Raw genomic sequence first — 17,363 nt, 5'->3', positions numbered from 1 at the left:
CATTTCAGCTTCAAGTGACATGAAGACGAAAAAACAAGGAGTGGAGATCATGTTTTCGTCCAATTCGAGCATGTACAAAATGATGAGGATCACCGTCGGCTTCCTCGGACTGTGTCTTCTCCTGCTAACGGCGTGCGGGGGCAGACAGGAAGAGCATCCCATTGATTTTCACTATACAGATATTACAGAAGAGGCGGGCATTGATTTTGTTCACGAGAAGCCTGTCTTTGACTCGAAAGTGGATCGGATCATGCCTTGGCTGGCTTCCACAGGAGCCGGGGTATTCACAGCGGATTATGATCAGGACGGCTATATGGATTTGTATATGATCAATTCCGCGCGAGGCAGTCTGAATCACCTCTACCGCAATCTGGGGGATGGCACCTTCGAGGAAGTAGGAGAGGTTGCCGGAGTGGCAGATGTAAACCAGGAAGGGGTGTCCGAAACAGCCCTCTGGTTCGATTACAACAATGACGGATATCCGGACTTGTTTGTCGGAACATGGAGCAGTGAGAGCAAGCTGTTCGAGAATAATCAGGACGGAACCTTTACCGATGTCAGTGAAGCAACCGGACTCAGCCCTCTGGTCGGCAATTTCAACAAGGCGGTCGCAATCGACTATGATCGAGACGGCTGGCTGGACCTGTATGTCGGCGGGTATTTTCATGAACAGCACAATATGTTCGCCCTGACGACGACGAGAATTATGCATAACGATTTTGAACGCGCGCGCAACGGGGGACGCAATGTCATGCTTCGCAATGAGGGCGGTACGTTTACTGACGTGTCAGATGCGCTTGGTGTTGCAGATACGGGCTGGACACTGGCTGTCGGGGCGGCAGATGTCAATCAAGACGGCTGGACCGATCTATATAATGCCAATGACTTCGGAGCTGATACGTTTTACTTAAATGAAAAGGGACAGCGATTCCGTCAGGTTGTTCAGTCGAGAGGCATCGGTGAGGATACGTTTAAAGGCATGAATGTAGATTTTGCCGACGTCTTTCATGATGGACGACTGGCCATGTATGTGACGAATGTGAGCAAGCCGCTGTATATCCTCGAAGGCAATCAGCTCTGGCATGAAGATGAAAGTGGCACCTATGTGGATCGTTCCATCGAAATGGGCATCCAGCTCGCTGATTTTTCATGGGGTGCCCGTTTCTTCGATGCGGATAACAAGGGTGAATTCAGTCTTGCTGTCGCAACCGGATTCATATCTGCCAGCAAAAAGCGAGACTATTGGTTCGATTTGGGTACCCTGGCCACGACGCCAGGAACGATTGTAGAGGATGCGGACAACTGGATGGACTTTGAAGACAAGAGTCTGTCCGGATACGAGCAGTCTTACCTGTTCTGGAATGATGGCAACCGCTTCAGCAATGTCGCCGCTCAGGCAGGCATTACCTTCGACAGCGACAGCAGGGGGGTGGCACCAGTAGATCTGGACAATGACGGTGATCTGGATCTTGTGTTTGCGAATCAGGGAACTTCACCCAATGTGTATCAGGCAGAGGTAAACCCGGATCATCACTGGATCAAGCTGAAGTTAACCGGAACGATGCCGAGCAATCGGGATGCTGTTGGTGCACGGGTAACCTTTGAAGTGGGGGGTACGAAGACCGTGATGGAACGTGACGGGGGAAATTCACACGGTGCCCAGGCGGACCCGAGATTACACTTTGGACTGGATGACGCCGAACGGGTAGATCGCATCACCATTCAGTGGCCGAGCGGGCGCGTTCAGGTATTGGAAAATGTGCAGGCGGATCAGATTCTGTCAGTGATGGAACCGGATACGCCCCTTCCCGTGTCCGATGAGGAACAGCGATGAGCATGGAGAGAGAGATTCCAACCGTTCAGCCCATTCGAGCGGCCGTGATAGGTTGTGGCAAAATCGCTCAGGTGCGCCATCTCCCGGAGTGGAAGGAGCTATCTCAGACCACTCGTCTCACTGTCCTCTGTGATGCCAATCGGGAACGGGCTCAAGCACTGGCTGACCAGTTGGACGTTCCCTATGTCTGTACGTCTCATTCTGAAATGCTGGCGCAGTTTGCCGATCAGTTTGATGCTGTTTCCATCTGTACACCCAATACCCTCCATGCTCCGGTAGCTATGCAGATGCTGGAAGCAGGCAAACACGTACTTGTGGAAAAACCGATGGCCCTGAACTGGAAGGATTGCACCCGTATGGCGGAGATGGCTTATCGCCATCAGCTTGTGTTGCTGGTCGCGCACAACCAGCGGCTTCATCCGGTGTACAAGCGTGCACGGGAAATCATTCAGTCTGGAAAGCTGGGACGCATGATTCAATTTTCCGTTCAGTTTCAGCATGGGGGACCGGAGGGATGGAGTATCGATGGCCCGCAAAACTGGTTCCTTGATGCACAGCATGCGGGTTGCTACGGGGTGCTGGCCGATCTCGGGATACACAAACTGGATCTCGTACGCTGGATGCTTGGTGACGAAGTGGCTACTTCGGACATGGTCAAACAACACGTAAGAGGCTTGACGCAGATCGAAGACGCGGCTACGGTGCTGCTGCAAATGGAGAGCGGAATCACCGGGACCATTCAGGTCAGTTGGTGCAACCCGGGTCAGGATCATCGCACCGTATTTTACGGAGACAAGGGCAACCTCATTCTCGGTGAAAGCCTGGACAGCATTCGCATCGACATGCATGATGGCCGGCAGTGTGAAGAGACGATAGCCTATCGGTTGCGAGAAGATGGGGGCATGAACTCAGGCGTCATTGAGGAATTTGTGAATCGTATCCGGACAGGAAATGGATATGCGTCTCCACTGAGCGGATTAGAGGCCGTGCAGACAATGCGCAGTTTTTTTCAACTGTTTGCCCGTTGACCCATTGACCTAGTGACCTTGCTAGCGGCATGTGTGCAAGATCAATCAACCTGAATGAAAGAGGTGGAAGACGATGAATATTGATTTGACTTTATATGATGCTTCGCTGATTCCTGCGATCATGTTTTTATTGATGGTATTAAATAAACAGGGAGTACCGAAACGATGGATTCCGGTCTTTTCCTTGGCCTTGGGAATATTAGCCGCCCTTGTTATTGTAGAATGGAGCGCAAATGGCGTCATAGTCGGCATTTTGCTTGCGGCCAATGCGGTTGGCTTTCACAGCGGGACGAAGAATGTATTTAAGTCTCCCACAGGCGATTCCAATTCTGAAAGCTGATCGGAACGACGACATCACGGACAAGGGAGACGATCCTCATGCTTTCCATGTTTATCAGCTCAACGATCAAGGACCTCCATTATGTCAGACAAACCTTGGCTTATCAGATTGAACAGCAGTTGGGACATGAGGTGATCATGTCTGAATCGATCTCATTTGACTGGAATGACGCGGATATTATTCAAAGCTGTTTGAATGAAGTGGAACGGGCAGATTTCTTCGTGTTGATAATCGGCAATCGGGGCGGTACCCCGCTGCCTGAAGGCGGTATGACCATTACCCGAGCCGAATATCGCAAGGCAGCCGCGAAGCGAAAGCCGATCTATGTCTTGATCCAGCAAGATACATGGATCTTGTATGAACAGGCACCGGATCGACTGGAACCTGCACTGAAGGAACTGATTCAGGAAGTGAGCAAAGAATGGAAAACCTACTTGCGGGCTTTTCAACATGCAGAGGATGCCTTTCGTTATGTTCGAACACAGTTGTCGCAATGGTGCAGGCAGTTTGCCCAGTTGAACCTGAGTGTATCCGAGATTGAAAAGCTGAAGAAAGAGCGGGAACACTGTCAGGCGTACTACCGTTTCGTGCATGCACTGTTCCACCACGAAGGAGATATGGATCGATTGCTGGCTATTCTCACACAGGAGATCGAGAGCGGACAGATTTCCAGCAGAATGGTGGTGGAGCAGCCTATCATGCAAATTAGCCAGGCAACCGGCGCGACACTGTACCGATATGAAGCATCGTGCCAGTCTCTCTGCATGGCAGGCTGTGCGGGAGATGCAGACTGTCAGGACAGCTATCCCTTGTCCAACGCTAACAACTATATGGGCGCTGCTTATCTCGCTCAGGAGATGAAGTTGTATGAGAAGGACGGTCTGTATGACCAGAAGGAGCTGATCCTTTGCCTTCCGTTGGCTCAGCTTTATGTGCTGACGCTGCATTTTCTGATTGAAGAAGTATTCACCGATCAACATGCGCACCAGGACATCCTCGATGATTTTTTGAATAAAAATGAAAGATTGATTCATACGTTTCATATGTACTTGGAAAGGAGGAAGCCACATGGACAGACCGGAGCAGACAAATGCGGGGATGCTGCACCCTGACGGGATTCAGACCATGGCAGAACCAGAGTTGCCGTATCAGTCAGGCCCCTCCGTATTAAGCAAAAAAGGGGATATCGCAGAGATGGCAAGCAAGAAGTTCAGTTTTGTGCAATTAGCCCATTTGTCCGCTATTCCGCCTCATCATTTCCCAGGCAAACGCAAATAATGCCTGAATTCGAGAACAGCGCCAAACGCTCGACTTCGATCGACGGTAACTGACAACACAATACACCGCTTCACATCACTTCAAAACGCTTCACATCATAGGCTGGCTGTCGGCTGCCCTGGTTCAGATTGAGACTTTCTCTTCTGATTCAGGGCTATTTTGTTTGGAGATAGATAAAAAAAGATAAAATTAGGGTAAGGAGACACTGGAAGAAGAGAATGATAGAAGGAAAGGGGGATGACCGTATCGAAGGAGATCATCATGAAGGAATATGAAGTCAGTGGTGGGGTGAAAGGAGCCGATGAAGATGTGGCTGAAGTGGTTTGGGAGTAAAAAATGCGTCATATGCGGTAAAAAGGCGATAGAGCCGCGTGCCTATGTGAATGATGAAGGAAAACCTGTCAAGGTATGCGTGCAGTGTGTGGACTATGCAGAACGTCGTCTCTATCGGAAGAAATAGCAGTATTTCATTATCTGAATGTAAACAGAAAGGGTGTTGCAAGGATGGAAATTTGGTATCACGGACATTCCTGTATTCAGCTGATCGATGGAGAACATGCCTTAATCATAGATCCGTTTATTTCTGGCAATGAGCTGGCCGTGACGAAGCCGGAGGATGTTCAGGTAGATGCGGTGTTGTTGACCCATGCCCATATGGATCATATTCTGGACGCCGTTCCGATTGCGAAGGCAAATCAGGCACCGATTGTCGCGACCTTCGAGCTGGCCAATTATATGAGCTGGAAGGGGGCAGACACGAAACCCATGAACATCGGGGGAAGCATGGATCTTGGATTTGCCACTGTTCAGATGGTACAGGCCTTCCACAGCTCTGCGATTGTCGATGAGGAAACCCAGCAGATTATCTATGCCGGCATGCCGGGCGGGTTTATCGTACACTGGAATGGGAAAACGATCTACCATGCAGGAGACACCGCGCTCTTCTCAGATATGAAGCTGATCGGGGAGCAAAACGAAATAGATGTAGCCTTTATTCCGATCGGGGATGTGTTCACAATGGGGCCGGATGAGGCTGTTATCGCGGCGGAGTGGATTGGAGCCAAGAAGGTGATTCCGATTCATTACAATACGTTTCCTCCTATCCAGCAAGATCCGCATCATTTTGCGGAGCGTATTCGTGAAGTGGCGCTTACAGGTACGGATTCTTCAACTATCTCACACAAGATGACTAGTCACGTCTTGGCGCCCGGTGATCGATTGGAATGCTAAGTCAAGGGTAACGTCAGGGTAATGCGTATTAACCTCGTTAAGGAAACCCGCATATTCAAAAGCCTGGTTTCTCAGTAAATACTGGAAATCAGGCTTTTATAATCTATCACTTTTTTTATTATTCACTAAGGAGTACTTCGGTTATCAGATATTGTAGATAGACATTTTTGATCTGATCATAATAGTCAAAGTATAGTTCGACCTCATTCCCTCTACTTCCATTATACGACTTGTTGATCATGATTTATAGACTACATCTTCTCATTTCCCTGCCTTATACTGTTATTAACAAAACTAAAAAAATAAGGTGGGGAATCGAAATGGATGAACATAACCATGTTCTAGATCATGGCCCTTTCTTTCATGGAACGAAAGCAGAACTAGAAATTGGAGATCTCTTATCACCTCAACACGGTTCAAATTACCAAGACAAAAAATCGAATCATATCTATTTTACTGCTACCTTAGATGCCGCAAAGTGGGGCGCAGAGCTAGCAAAGTCTAATTCAAAAGAAAGAATTTACATTGTAGAGCCACTAGGGAATTTTGAAAATGATCCGAATTTAACAGACAAAAAATTCCCTGGAAACCCAACACGATCTTACCGATCTCAATCGCCTTTAAAAATCGTAGCTGAATTAAAGTCATGGGAAAGACATTCCGATGTAGAGATAAAACACATGCTTACGCATATAAAAAAGTTAAGTGAACAAGGGAAAGATATCATAGATGATTAATTCTCAACATCTGTACGATCATAACGGTTAGAAGACGGGGATTCGTCAAGAAAATGTGCTCAGCATTGTATTTCGCATTTTCTTGACGGTTCTTTTTCAAAAGATTTTGTTTGAAGAAGAAATAGATTAGAGATATGATCCGAGACTTCCAGTAAACCATATTTTTATTATGTAAACCAAAGTGTTGACATAGATGCCATCGCGATCTTGATCGAAACAGAAGAGAGGAAGGTCATTCAGTGGGAGCAAGCGGAGCAGGCTATTCAAATGCACATGCACAATTGATTCTGGACAGTTACCAGCATTGGACTGGGGCGCAGTTGATGGAAGTCAAGCATCCTAATGAAGCCTTCCTGACGTTGTATCATGCGCCAATCGTGGTGCTTTCACATGGAACGGAAGCCGATCCAATTCTGAATTTTGGCAATGCGGCCGCGCTGAAGCTTTGGGAAATGAACAGGGAAGCCTTTACCCAAATGCCCTCCAGACAGACAGCGGAACCGATGAGCCAGGCAGATCGATCCGAATTTATGCAAACCGTCACTGAACAAGGCTATATCACGGACTATTCAGGGATTCGTATTTCGCGCACCGGAAAACGCTTTTTGATACGTCAAACAACAGTGTGGAATCTGGTTGACCCTAAAGGGGTCTATCGCGGACAGGCAGCAGCGTTTTCCAGTTATTCGAGTTGCTAAGTAAGTGTATAAATGAATCGCTTGTATGAAGATGCGCGATCCCAACTCATACTATCTATGGAAAGTATGTTTTCAATATTTATTTATAACATTAAATATTAAAGGGGTTAATCGATGAAGATGAAGGGTACTTGTGAGCTCTGTGGCCGTACAGAGATTGATCTGACCGTACATCATCTTGTCCCGAAAGAAGAAGGTGGCGTTCACTTGCCCACGGCAGATTTATGTATCGCCTGTCACAAGCAGATTCATGCCTTGTTTACCAATCAGGAATTAGCGGTCAATCTGAATACCGCTGCACGACTTCGAGCGGAGCCGCGAATGGCTGCTTTCGTGAAATGGGTTCGCAAGCAACCTTCTTCCACCCAGATTCAAATCAGGAAATCCAACCGAGTGAAATTTAAAACTACCAGGTAACGATCTAATCCGTTCAGATTCCTTTCTCCAGGACATGCTAGACTGATTCAGGTTTTTTTGACACGGGTATGTACCTCTCATACACAATTGAGCCATTGCAAAGACAGAGAGGGGTTATGGAAAGATGAAAACAAGAAACCTGCTAATCAGTATGGGAATTGCAGGCAGTATACTAGTTACGGCTTGTGGGGGTACCGATTCCAATTTGAACACTCAAAACTTGAATCAAGTGAGTATAGATGCCGATCCTGCCAAGAAATTTCCAGATCCGAAAAATGTTCCGGTTGAAATGGATCAGGCATCGGATGAAGAAATGACGAACGATACGGCTGAACTGAGCGAAACCGATGTAAGGATGGAAGGCCAAGTTACGTTGAACGATGATCGTCTCCTGATTGAAGGACTGTCTAATCTAATGCCAGGTGCCATTTTAATCGCGGAAGCCACATTAAAAGGATCGGATTGGGTTAGCGAAGAAGGATCGGCACAGGTCAATCCGGATGGAAGCTTTTCGATTCGACTGGACAAACCTGAGTTGGAAGAAGGACAAATCGATTTATACGTTCGATTCCGACCAGCTGATCAAGCGGATGATGTAAAACTTCGATATGGCAGTGAAGGAGAGGAATTAGAAGGAGATCTGATTTCATCTTATGAAGAAGAGGATACAACGCTTCAACAGGTTCAGGTATCCGCACAAGTAGATCTGTCTGAGGAAGCGCCTTCTGTTCCTCTTACTGCTGAAATGGAATCTGACCTTCCCTAATTCTTTGTAATGTGATCTGATATGAATCCGTTGTGTCACCCTGGTGATCAGAACCGCAATGTAGTGGTTCTGATCTTTTTTTGTTCCATGTATTATCTCTCGAGCAAACGTTCCAGTTCGGATATCTGCAAGATCGTCACTGTACTTCGATCAAACTCGATGAGTTGTTCATTCCGCATTTGACTTAGTTCTCTGGAAAGAGATGGACGCTGTACGTTCAAATATTCTGCCCAGGTTTTTCGCGAATAGGGAAGCTGAATCACATTTGAATTTTGACGACGACTGAGCTGGATGAGAACAGAGGCAATCCGTTGGCGAAGAGATCCCAGGGACAGTATTTCAATTTTCTGATTTAGCAACAGGACCCGCTGTGACAGGTCTTCCATAAAGGAAATCATGATAGCCGGATCGAAGGAAAAGAGGTGAACCAGGGCTTCTCGAGGTAGCCACAAAATGGTGGTGGGCTCACGGGCGATTACCGTAGCCGGATACGTTCGTTGTCGTGAAAAGAGAACCGCCTCCCCAAAGCTGTCTCCTTGCTGAAGCGTAGTCAGTAAAACAGAATGACCGGATGGATAAATTTTATGGATACCCACGCTTCCCGTCAGGACAATACCCAATACATCTGCCTGATCCCCTTCACTGATGATCCATTGTCCATGACGATAGGTTCGCTCATATGTATGCACCTGATCAAACATACGTTGAATTTCATTTGCAGTCTTCATATGAAAAATGACGCAACGTCGAATTATATGCCATTTCTGTTCCATATTCATGACCTCCCTATCTAGGTTCCCCACCATATCGTAACACAGGTTACCGACTTGTGGCTGACAGAGTGCTTACAATATACATGAGGATCACAGGCGGACCTGATGGAACGGGTCCATAAACGCTTGTAATAAGGGAGGATGCTGTATGACGGATGCGATGTTCTGTTTTCAATGTCAGGAAGCCGCGAAGGGAACAGGTTGTACGATAAAAGGCGTATGTGGCAAAGACAGTGAGCTTGCTGCTTTGCAGGATATTTTATTGTACATGGTAAAAGGCGTTGCCACCCTGCATCTGACAGCCCGCCAAAACGGATTGATTTGCGAAGAGGCGGAGATGTACATCATGAACAGCTTGTTTGCGACCATAACCAATGCAAATTTTAATAAAACCGTATTCTATAACCGAATTCGCGAAGGCTTAACATGGAAAACACATATTCGTCAACAACTGGAGGAAATGGGTGTCGATCTAAATCTGTCATCTCTCCAGCATGATGCTGTAACCTGGTATCCTCGTACGGATGAGGATATTGCGTCCAAATGGATAAAAGCCAGTGTACTGGCAACAGAACAGGAAGATATTCGCTCCTTGAAGGAGTTGCTCACATATGGCGTGAAAGGAATGGCCGCCTATGCGGAGCATGCCGCTCAGCTCGGCTATCGGGATCCCGAAGTTCACGCCTTTATAGATCGAGCGTTAGCGGCTACTTTAGAAGATCAGATCGCAGTAGATGAGTGGCTGTCTCTCATCATGACATGTGGAAAATATGGGGTGCAAGTCATGTCACTGCTCGATCAGGCCAACACCTCGACATTCGGACATCCCGAAATCACCAAGGTTAATATTGGGGTGCGTCAGCGTCCTGCCATTCTCGTAAGTGGTCATGATTTGAAGGATTTGGAGGAACTACTGAAGCAAACGGAGGGTACTGGTATCGATGTATATACCCATTCCGAAATGCTGCCAGCACACTATTATCCGGCTTTTAAGAAATATGAGCACTTTGTCGGCAATTACGGCAATGCCTGGTGGAAGCAAGAGACGGAATTAGAAATGTTCAATGGTCCGATTCTCTTCACGACCAATTGCATTGTGCCTACGAAAAAACCGTATGTGAATCGCATGTATACGACTGGGCAGGCCGGTTATCCCGGAGCTGTTCACATCGAAGAAAGAAAAGCTGGGGAGCCGAAGGATTTCTCCATGATCATTGAACATGCCAGACGCTGTGAGCCACCAGTACAAATAGAAGAAGGCGAAATCGTGGGTGGTTTCGCACATCATACGGTGCTTGGATTGGCAGATCAAGTGCTCGAGGCCGTTCAATCTGGACAGATTCGCAAATTTTTCGTCATGGCCGGCTGTGATGGTCGTATGAAGTCGAGAGAATATTATTCAGATTTCGCTGAACAGCTTCCGGAAGATACCGTTATTTTAACGGCTGGTTGTGCGAAATATAAATACAACAAACTACCACTTGGTGATATCGGTGGCATCCCTCGCATATTGGATGCCGGTCAATGCAATGATTCCTACTCGCTTGCTGTTATTGCGCTTAAATTAAAAGAAGCATTGGGACTGGAAGACATCAACGAGCTCCCGATTTCATACAACATCGCCTGGTATGAGCAAAAGGCTGTTATTGTATTGCTGGCCCTTTTGCACCTGGGTGTAAAGGACATTCATCTCGGCCCGACATTGCCTGCATTCCTGTCTCCAAATGTAGCTAAAGTACTGGTAGAACAGTTTGGCATTGCAGGCATTACGACCGTAGAAGCAGATATGGCTGCATTTTTGTCTCACGCAGAGCAATAAATGACTTCATACGTCGCACCTGTCACGCTTCACTCATTTCTCTAACACACGTTGCAACCCATTTATATGACGCACTTAAATGGGTTTACCATCGGAGTCACCACCATCACAGGACATGAACTGACCGCAAAGGGTTCGTTCACATGTTCTGTGATTTTTCTTGTGCGCTCATTCTGATCAGCAGACGCAAATATCGATGTTGGTTGATAGGGAATGAGGATGAAAATGATCAGAAAATGTTGAAGGATAGATAATTATGGTAATATAGATACAAGAAGACAGTCATCTGGTGAAGAAAGACTGGAAATAGGGAGCGCAAGTAAAGGGATAAGATAATCGGGAAAGGAAGGAAATAAAATGAGTGGAAAGTATGAACACACGGCCAGGTCCCATTCAACACCTTCAAATTCGAACAAAACCAATCAGGTTGCGAAAGGGATAACGGGTTCACCTCATGAGGGAATATCCTCTCATGGCATCATGCAAATGCAAAAATGGATGGGCAATCAGGCAATGATTCATGCCTCCAGTCAGATGATACAACGGGTATCTGCCGCTGGTACGATTGGAAGCAAGCAATCCGGAGCACCAACGTCTCGTGTCATTCAGAAGGGAGGAGATGAAAGATCGAATGAGGCAAATACCGAAATTATCAAGAAAATTACTAAGGTAAATGACATGGTTGTCTATTACACCAGAGGCAAAGAATACTATCATGTGGAAGCATGGGAAAATCAAAAGAAAGTTGGAGTCGTAGACATTCAGGACGGCGATCCGACCGTGTTGCTTACCCATTCAGATGAACAGGGGGGACGTGGCAATGTTTTGGTCACAATCGCTATTAAAGTAATTGCGAAATATCATGCCAATGGTAAAGGAAACGTGATGCTACCGATGGGAGGCGGAGCCGTGGTGAAGCTCATGATTTCCAAACTGAGTCAGGTCTTTGGAAATCCTGATATCCATGCAGAAGCTGAAAAATTAAGAAAGGCAAGGAAAGCCAAAGAGAAAAAGGGACAGAGCAGTTCATCACAAGATCTCGATCGATTTGACGAGCAATTCGTAGAGGAGCATATGCTTCACATGCGCGCCTTAACAGAAGGTGAGTATGCCGATCAAATCAAATTGATGTCTCCTGTGGGCATGGTCGTGAAAGAACCGGATGATCAAGCTAAAGTACCGGAAGTGGATGTGGGGGATGATTATCTGAATCAACTTCTCAGAGCACCTAAGTTGACAGTCACATTTCCGAACGCCTTGTTCAGAAAATTTGCCAATGAACTCGGATAAAGAAGAGGAGTGGACGAATAATGAAAAAATATCTATTTATCACAAAATACGTATTTTGTGCGTAAGATGATCTATCCTAAATCTATCATTGCGTGCAGTCAGGACGTGAAAGTCTGTATAAACAACATCACATCGTAGTCGAAATAAATTGATAGGTAGTGCAGTTGCAGTTGGACGGATTCCTACTATAACTGAATGGTAACGGAATGGCTGTAGCAGCTAGTAAATAAAACTCTGCTGTAGATATAAATTGTGTTAACCCGAGTCTCAATATCGTGCAATATCGTGATCGAGATAAACTTAGGAAACCAAATTCACTTTGTTTCCTCATGAGGCACTATATATTAAGCAATAGAGTTATGCTGCATACATTAAGCAATATAATTGAAAGAACCTGAAACACAGACTGTAGCAGCTAGTACATGACAACATCTCATGACAATAAAAATCATGTCATTCAAAATATACGAGTCACGCAAATAAGTCTGAGACCAGATAGGTTTTTTGTTTACTCACACGGATGATTTGAAAGACTTGGCATGTAAACAACCCTGAGAAAGGAAGTTTGAATAATTTGAACTTCACCTGCGAAGGGTCTAAAAAGCAAATCACATTTTAGTTTACATAATATATATTATCGGACATCATATAAAATGAGGTATAGAATATGTATCTCCATTTTTGCCTTGTGCCATTATAATCGTACCTGGTACTACCTTGTTGTCATTTATTTTACTGAGCTTATATGTAGTCATTTTTTTCTCTTAAATCCAGAATTTTTTTCGAATGTAGTCTAATGCATCGGTACCACCAAATGTGCTTATGATCAAATCAGTCACGTCAAAAGTTCTTGAATGTATACTACCCCACCATGCACTTAGTAATTGAGAACGTTCAATAATTAAACAATTAAACTGAAGATAAAACTTAGGGAATCATTTTGATCACATTTCATATGAAACCCCTTACCGCCCTATCGTATACAAATAATAAATCTTCAAAGTAGATTGGCCCTGTTTTGTTGATCTAAATCACCCTATAGTTGAAGAACAGATCATTAAAACTTCTTCCTTAAAATTTCGTCAATTAACCAAAATAATAGTGCGCCTATTATTGTTACTGCAACAAGTAAGGAACCCTCAAGCAAGTAAGAAATCACTAATCCAGCTATTAAACCAAAAATACTATGAATAACTAATGCCACTATAGTTCTTTGTTTTCCGTTTAGATTTATTGTTAGATAATCAGATAAAAAAGATACAGGTACCCCTATAAGAAGTACAAATGGAAAAGAACCTATAAAAAGAAGTCCAATAGCTAAGAAACTTGTGCCTTCTGTTATCGCAAAGTGAAAAGTAAGAAATATTCCAATTAATAAACTAGTTAAAACAAGCCTTAGAAATTTCCTTAATAATATCAAAATACTCCCCCTTACTCTCCTTTTTATGGCCCGCTCAAAAACAAATTATTATGCAATCGCTATCGATCTAATAACTTTTGGTACATCCCATCCAGATTGATTGAGGTTCGTTACTGCATTATCTACAGGTTATCTACTTGAAGGTCTTCTCCAGAAACAACGAAATATGGTTCAATTATCTCATTCCAAATATTACTTTATTAATCAAAAATATTCAAACTGAGGACTTAGACATTTTAAATCTTGATGTGTGGAATATAGTCCCCTCTTGTTCTTTGACCTCTTCCTTCTTTTATAATCCTTTCAATCTTGCCTCAGTCATCTCGCGTTTCCGTTTCTCCAAGGATCATGTTTGCACTTTCACATTATGTTGACCAATTGTCATCTTCATTCTACACATATCGCATACTGCTCTTTTTCAGCTCTTTCGTACTATATAATAGCTGGTAGTCTGCAATACCCGAGATTCTGGACAGACGGGAAGCAAACGCTTCACATTCTGTAGTTGTTTTCATGTGTATCATGCAGTAGAGATTGTACGGAAAATCCGGCAGCATGGGTCGGTGATAGGCATGAGTGACTTCCGGCTGCTCAGCCAGCCATTCTCCAAGTTCATTCAGGCGAGATTCCGGTACGCGCCAAACGATCATCGGATTGGCAGTGATTCCCATTTTCCGATGCCTCATCACCATCCCGATTCGACGGATCAATCCGGATGCTTTCATTCGGTCGATATGCTGAAATAATTCTTCTTGTTCGATCCCTAACTGGTTTGCGATCCATTGATAAGGCTGTGGGACCAGCGGCCATTCATCCTGGAGCAGACGAAGGATCGAGCGCTCTAACTCAGTCAATGGGAAACTGGATGCTGATTGTCGGGATGTCATGGACGAAGTTGATTGGTGGGGAGTCATGGACATGGATCTATCGCTCCTTGTGAACTTGAAACTGGACGTTAATCTTGTATCGTTTTTTAGCCGGAAGTGTATGAACCTCATATTGCGTAGTGAGTTCGATTTCCTGGCTTAATCGCTGGATTTCCTTCTGATCGGCAGCTATTAGGGTAAACCAAATATTGTAGGGATGGTTGCGTACATAATTATGGGTAACCGCTTCATAGTGGTTAATGATCTCACCTACAGCAGGTACATCTTCCTGTGCCACTTTCATTGCACACAAGGTGCTTGCATAGCCGAGTGTTTTAGAATCCAGTATCGCGCCGAATCGCCTGATCCATCCTTCCGACTGCAAGGTTTGCAACCGGCTCAGACATTCCTGTTCCGTCATCCCGACCTCTTCCGCAATACGTGCATAGGGTCTGTCACAGACGGGGAAATCACCCTGCATGCGTTGCAACAGTGCTCGATCCATTTCACTTAGCATCGTATCCTCCATCCCGACCGTGGTAGACACACCAGGGTTCCTCTGCCATAAAGTCTCCGTCATGATAATAATGGGCACGAGCACGACAACCGCCGCAGATCTTCTGATATTCGCAACGCCCGCACCCTCCTCCATATTCCATCGTACGGAGCTTGTGGAACAGTTCACTTTCCTTCCAAATCTGATCAAAAGGCTCATGGCGTACATTTCCTGCAGAGACGTTCAAGTAAGCGCAGGCCTGTACGTTACCTGTTGGACTGATGATGCAGTAACTGGTACCGGCAAGACACCCCTTCGTATAGCGAACACGAATGCCCTTTTGCCTGGCTACACGCATAAACTGCGGCGCACAGGTCGGTTTCAGTTCAATATCCAGTTCCAGCTGCTTGTCCATAATGTCGTGAAGCAATTGTTCATAGGCGTGCGCTCTCAGGGACTCTTCTTCGAGATGAACGGCTCGTCCAGTTGGAACCAGGAAGAAGATATGGTGACCTCTTGCCCCGTATTCAACTGCCAAATCTGAGAGTCCGGTTACTTCATGTTGATTCCAGTCCATAACGGTCGTATGTATTTGAAAAGGCAGGTTTGCAGCACGACAAGCCTCCATGCCTGCTACCGCTTCCTCATATGCATGATGGTAACGGCGAAATCGATTATGCTTCACCGGGTCCAGGCTGTCCAGACTAATGCCCATCGCCATCGCTCCCGCTTCCTTCAACTCCCTGGCCAATGATTCAGTCAGCAGCGTACCGTTCGTGCCAAATACCGGGCGAAGTCCGGCCTCAGATGCATAAGCAACCAGTTCGACAATATCCGGTCGCATCAATGGTTCACCACCGCTGAAGATCATGATCTTGAATCCCGCGCTTGCAATTTCATCGAGCAGTTTTTTGGCCTCTTGGGTATCCAGTTCCTCGTCTTGTCTCACGCCTGCCTCCCGGTAGCAGTGATCACAGAACATGTTGCACTGATTGGTAGTATTCCAGGATACAATCATGCCTCTTCCACCTTTCTAAACGTCTCGGCGACCGCAGGTGGATGGGCGTCCAGACGCAGGCTGATTTCTTCCTCCGTTAAATAACAAGCCGGATCGGAAGACCAGAAACGACCGGAAACTGCTTCAGCTCTCGCTCTAAAGTTGCCATTGCAAACATCCAACCAGTTGCAGCTGGCACATCTGCCCTCCAATAAAGGCTTGCGGTCTCGCAGTCCATTTAGAATGGGATGATCGGTCTGTGTCCATATCTCAGAGAATGGCTGATTCCGAATGTTGCCGAGCCGATGATTGCGCGTAAACTGATCAGGATGTACATTTCCGTGCCAATCGACCTCTCCGATCGCTATACCAGTCCGGTTGCCTCCGCTCAAACGCATGCGACCCAGAACTTGTTCCGCCATCGCCGGGTTTCGTTCTCTCAGCTTGAGGTACAAATAAATATTGTCGGCATGGTTGTCCACTGTCAGAATCTCCTGCTGCATGCCGCGAGCGTGAGCTTCCATCGTCCGTTTCATAATCGTATCTAATGCTTGCCGTGTCTCATTGGCTGTCAGATCCAGAGATTGAATCGCCTGACCCCGACCGCTATACACGAGGTGATAAAAACAGGCACGCGGGATTTTTTCTTCTTTCAGCAAGTCGAACATATCATCAAGCTGATGAAGATTTTCCTGGTGAAGAGTTAATCTCAGTCCTACTTTCTGCCCGACATCCAGACAATGACGAATCCCCTTAAGCGCACGATCAAAAGCGCCTTTTTGCCGCCGGAACCGATCATGCGTGTCTTGCAGACCATCCAGGCTGATGCCGACATAACTGATTCCGATTTGCTTCATTTGTCTCGCCGTATTCGCTGTAATGAGGGTGCCATTGGTGGAAATGGTGACTCGAATACCACGCGAAATCGCATAGGCCGCCAGCTCCAGCAAATCGGGCCGCATGAAAGGTTCACCGCCAGAGATGAGCAGAACGGGCACCCGAAAAGAGGCCAGATCATCAATAAATGCCTTGGCTTCCGAGGTATCCAGTTCATTCACGGGCTTCACACAACCGGATTCTGAATAACAGTGCAAACAATGGAGATTGCATGCCTGCGTACTGTTCCAAACCACAACCGGTCCCCTGTCGCCACCCGTACCGTGACGAGCCTGGCTGGCTCCGTGCTGATATCTCAGTGAATCTCCATAGCTTTGGTGTGCACATAACAATCCTGAAATACTAATCATCTTCATTCACCTTCCTATGCTCCCTATTATAGCCAGCAATGAACAATCAGAATGGATCATTTATGTGACGTTCCAGTGGATGGTCATGTGCGCCTTTTCACGTTACACACGTTTATCTTCATACAGA

At 46.0% G+C, this 17,363-nt stretch carries 18 protein-coding genes; 12 read left to right on the top strand and 6 right to left on the bottom strand.

All coding sequences use genetic code 11. The features are described from left to right. The first annotated feature begins 49 nt into the window (after positions 1-49). From ACFSUC_RS17140 to ACFSUC_RS17095, 10 genes are all read left to right on the top strand, one after another. A complete protein-coding gene (locus tag ACFSUC_RS17140) occupies positions 50-1,834 on the top strand; it encodes a CRTAC1 family protein (protein WP_379930866.1) in 1,785 nt (594 codons plus the stop codon). Continuing rightward, complete coding sequence (locus ACFSUC_RS17135) at positions 1,831-2,862, top strand: Gfo/Idh/MocA family protein (RefSeq protein ID WP_379930865.1); 1,032 nt, start codon at positions 1,831-1,833, stop codon at positions 2,860-2,862. The genes ACFSUC_RS17140 and ACFSUC_RS17135 overlap by 4 nt, the downstream gene beginning before the upstream one ends. A gap of 73 nt (positions 2,863-2,935) precedes the next feature. Beyond that, a complete protein-coding gene (locus ACFSUC_RS17130) occupies positions 2,936-3,202 on the top strand; it encodes a hypothetical protein (protein ID WP_379930864.1) in 267 nt (88 codons plus the stop codon). Between the two features lie 38 nt (positions 3,203-3,240). After that, complete coding sequence (locus ACFSUC_RS17125; RefSeq protein ID WP_379930862.1) at positions 3,241-4,314, top strand: DUF4062 domain-containing protein; 1,074 nt, start codon at positions 3,241-3,243, stop codon at positions 4,312-4,314. Beyond that, on the top strand, positions 4,271-4,480 hold the full coding sequence (locus ACFSUC_RS17120; protein ID WP_379930861.1) for a hypothetical protein: 210 nt from the start codon (positions 4,271-4,273) through the stop codon (positions 4,478-4,480). Before ACFSUC_RS17125 ends, ACFSUC_RS17120 begins: the two co-directional genes overlap by 44 nt. Positions 4,481-4,984: 504 nt before the next feature. Further along, complete coding sequence (locus ACFSUC_RS17115) at positions 4,985-5,710, top strand: metal-dependent hydrolase (protein WP_379930860.1); 726 nt, start codon at positions 4,985-4,987, stop codon at positions 5,708-5,710. Between the two features lie 320 nt (positions 5,711-6,030). After that, complete coding sequence (gene arr, locus ACFSUC_RS17110; protein ID WP_379930859.1) at positions 6,031-6,447, top strand: NAD(+)--rifampin ADP-ribosyltransferase; 417 nt, start codon at positions 6,031-6,033, stop codon at positions 6,445-6,447. A gap of 239 nt (positions 6,448-6,686) precedes the next feature. After that, entirely contained in the window at positions 6,687-7,145 is a 459-nt protein-coding gene (locus ACFSUC_RS17105) for an MEKHLA domain-containing protein (protein ID WP_379930858.1), read from the top strand. Positions 7,146-7,259: 114 nt separating this feature from the next. Continuing rightward, positions 7,260-7,562 carry an HNH endonuclease gene (locus ACFSUC_RS17100; protein ID WP_379930857.1) on the top strand — a complete coding sequence of 101 codons (303 nt, stop codon included), beginning with the start codon at positions 7,260-7,262 and terminating at the stop codon, positions 7,560-7,562. A 124-nt stretch (positions 7,563-7,686) separates the two neighbouring features. Further along, the gene (locus ACFSUC_RS17095) at positions 7,687-8,328 is read left to right on the top strand and encodes a hypothetical protein (RefSeq protein ID WP_379930856.1); all 642 of its coding nucleotides are present in this window, start codon (positions 7,687-7,689) and stop codon (positions 8,326-8,328) included. A 92-nt stretch (positions 8,329-8,420) separates the two neighbouring features. Here ACFSUC_RS17095 and ACFSUC_RS17090 read toward each other — a convergent pair whose 3' ends face one another. Beyond that, the gene (locus tag ACFSUC_RS17090) at positions 8,421-9,101 is read right to left on the bottom strand and encodes a Crp/Fnr family transcriptional regulator (RefSeq protein WP_379930855.1); all 681 of its coding nucleotides are present in this window, start codon (positions 9,099-9,101) and stop codon (positions 8,421-8,423) included. 148 nt (positions 9,102-9,249) lie between these two features. On the opposite strand from ACFSUC_RS17090, the gene hcp reads away from it, so the two are divergent. Together hcp and ACFSUC_RS17080 are read left to right on the top strand one after the other, a co-directional pair. Beyond that, the gene (gene hcp / locus ACFSUC_RS17085; protein ID WP_379930854.1) at positions 9,250-10,920 is read left to right on the top strand and encodes a hydroxylamine reductase; all 1,671 of its coding nucleotides are present in this window, start codon (positions 9,250-9,252) and stop codon (positions 10,918-10,920) included. A gap of 357 nt (positions 10,921-11,277) precedes the next feature. Further along, positions 11,278-12,210, top strand: a complete 933-nt coding sequence (locus ACFSUC_RS17080; protein ID WP_379930852.1) for a hypothetical protein — start codon at positions 11,278-11,280, stop codon at positions 12,208-12,210. A 1,057-nt stretch (positions 12,211-13,267) separates the two neighbouring features. Here the strand turns inward: ACFSUC_RS17080 and ACFSUC_RS17075 are convergent. The 5 genes from ACFSUC_RS17075 to ACFSUC_RS17055 all read right to left on the bottom strand — a co-directional run bounded on the left by ACFSUC_RS17075 (position 13,268) and on the right by ACFSUC_RS17055 (position 17,236). Further along, a complete protein-coding gene (locus tag ACFSUC_RS17075) occupies positions 13,268-13,630 on the bottom strand; it encodes a hypothetical protein (RefSeq protein ID WP_379930851.1) in 363 nt (120 codons plus the stop codon). Positions 13,631-14,022: 392 nt separating this feature from the next. Beyond that, positions 14,023-14,550: a siroheme decarboxylase subunit beta gene (gene ahbB / locus ACFSUC_RS17070; RefSeq protein ID WP_379930850.1), complete on the bottom strand. Its 528-nt coding sequence runs from the start codon at positions 14,548-14,550 to the stop codon at positions 14,023-14,025. 4 nt (positions 14,551-14,554) lie between these two features. After that, a complete protein-coding gene (gene ahbA / locus ACFSUC_RS17065) occupies positions 14,555-15,013 on the bottom strand; it encodes a siroheme decarboxylase subunit alpha (RefSeq protein WP_379930849.1) in 459 nt (152 codons plus the stop codon). After that, entirely contained in the window at positions 15,003-16,010 is a 1,008-nt protein-coding gene (gene nirJ2 / locus ACFSUC_RS17060; protein ID WP_379930848.1) for a putative heme d1 biosynthesis radical SAM protein NirJ2, read from the bottom strand. Before nirJ2 ends, ahbA begins: the two co-directional genes overlap by 11 nt. Then, positions 16,007-17,236, bottom strand: a complete 1,230-nt coding sequence (locus ACFSUC_RS17055) for a radical SAM protein (protein WP_379930847.1) — start codon at positions 17,234-17,236, stop codon at positions 16,007-16,009. Before ACFSUC_RS17055 ends, nirJ2 begins: the two co-directional genes overlap by 4 nt. Between the last annotated feature and the right edge of the window lie 127 nt (positions 17,237-17,363).

The sequence above is a fragment of the Marinicrinis sediminis genome (genome assembly GCF_042685085.1).
Lineage (GTDB): Bacteria > Bacillota > Bacilli > Paenibacillales > KCTC-33676 > Marinicrinis > Marinicrinis sediminis.
Note: the sequence above shows the minus strand (reverse complement) of the source record. Positions and strands in the feature narration are given on the sequence as shown.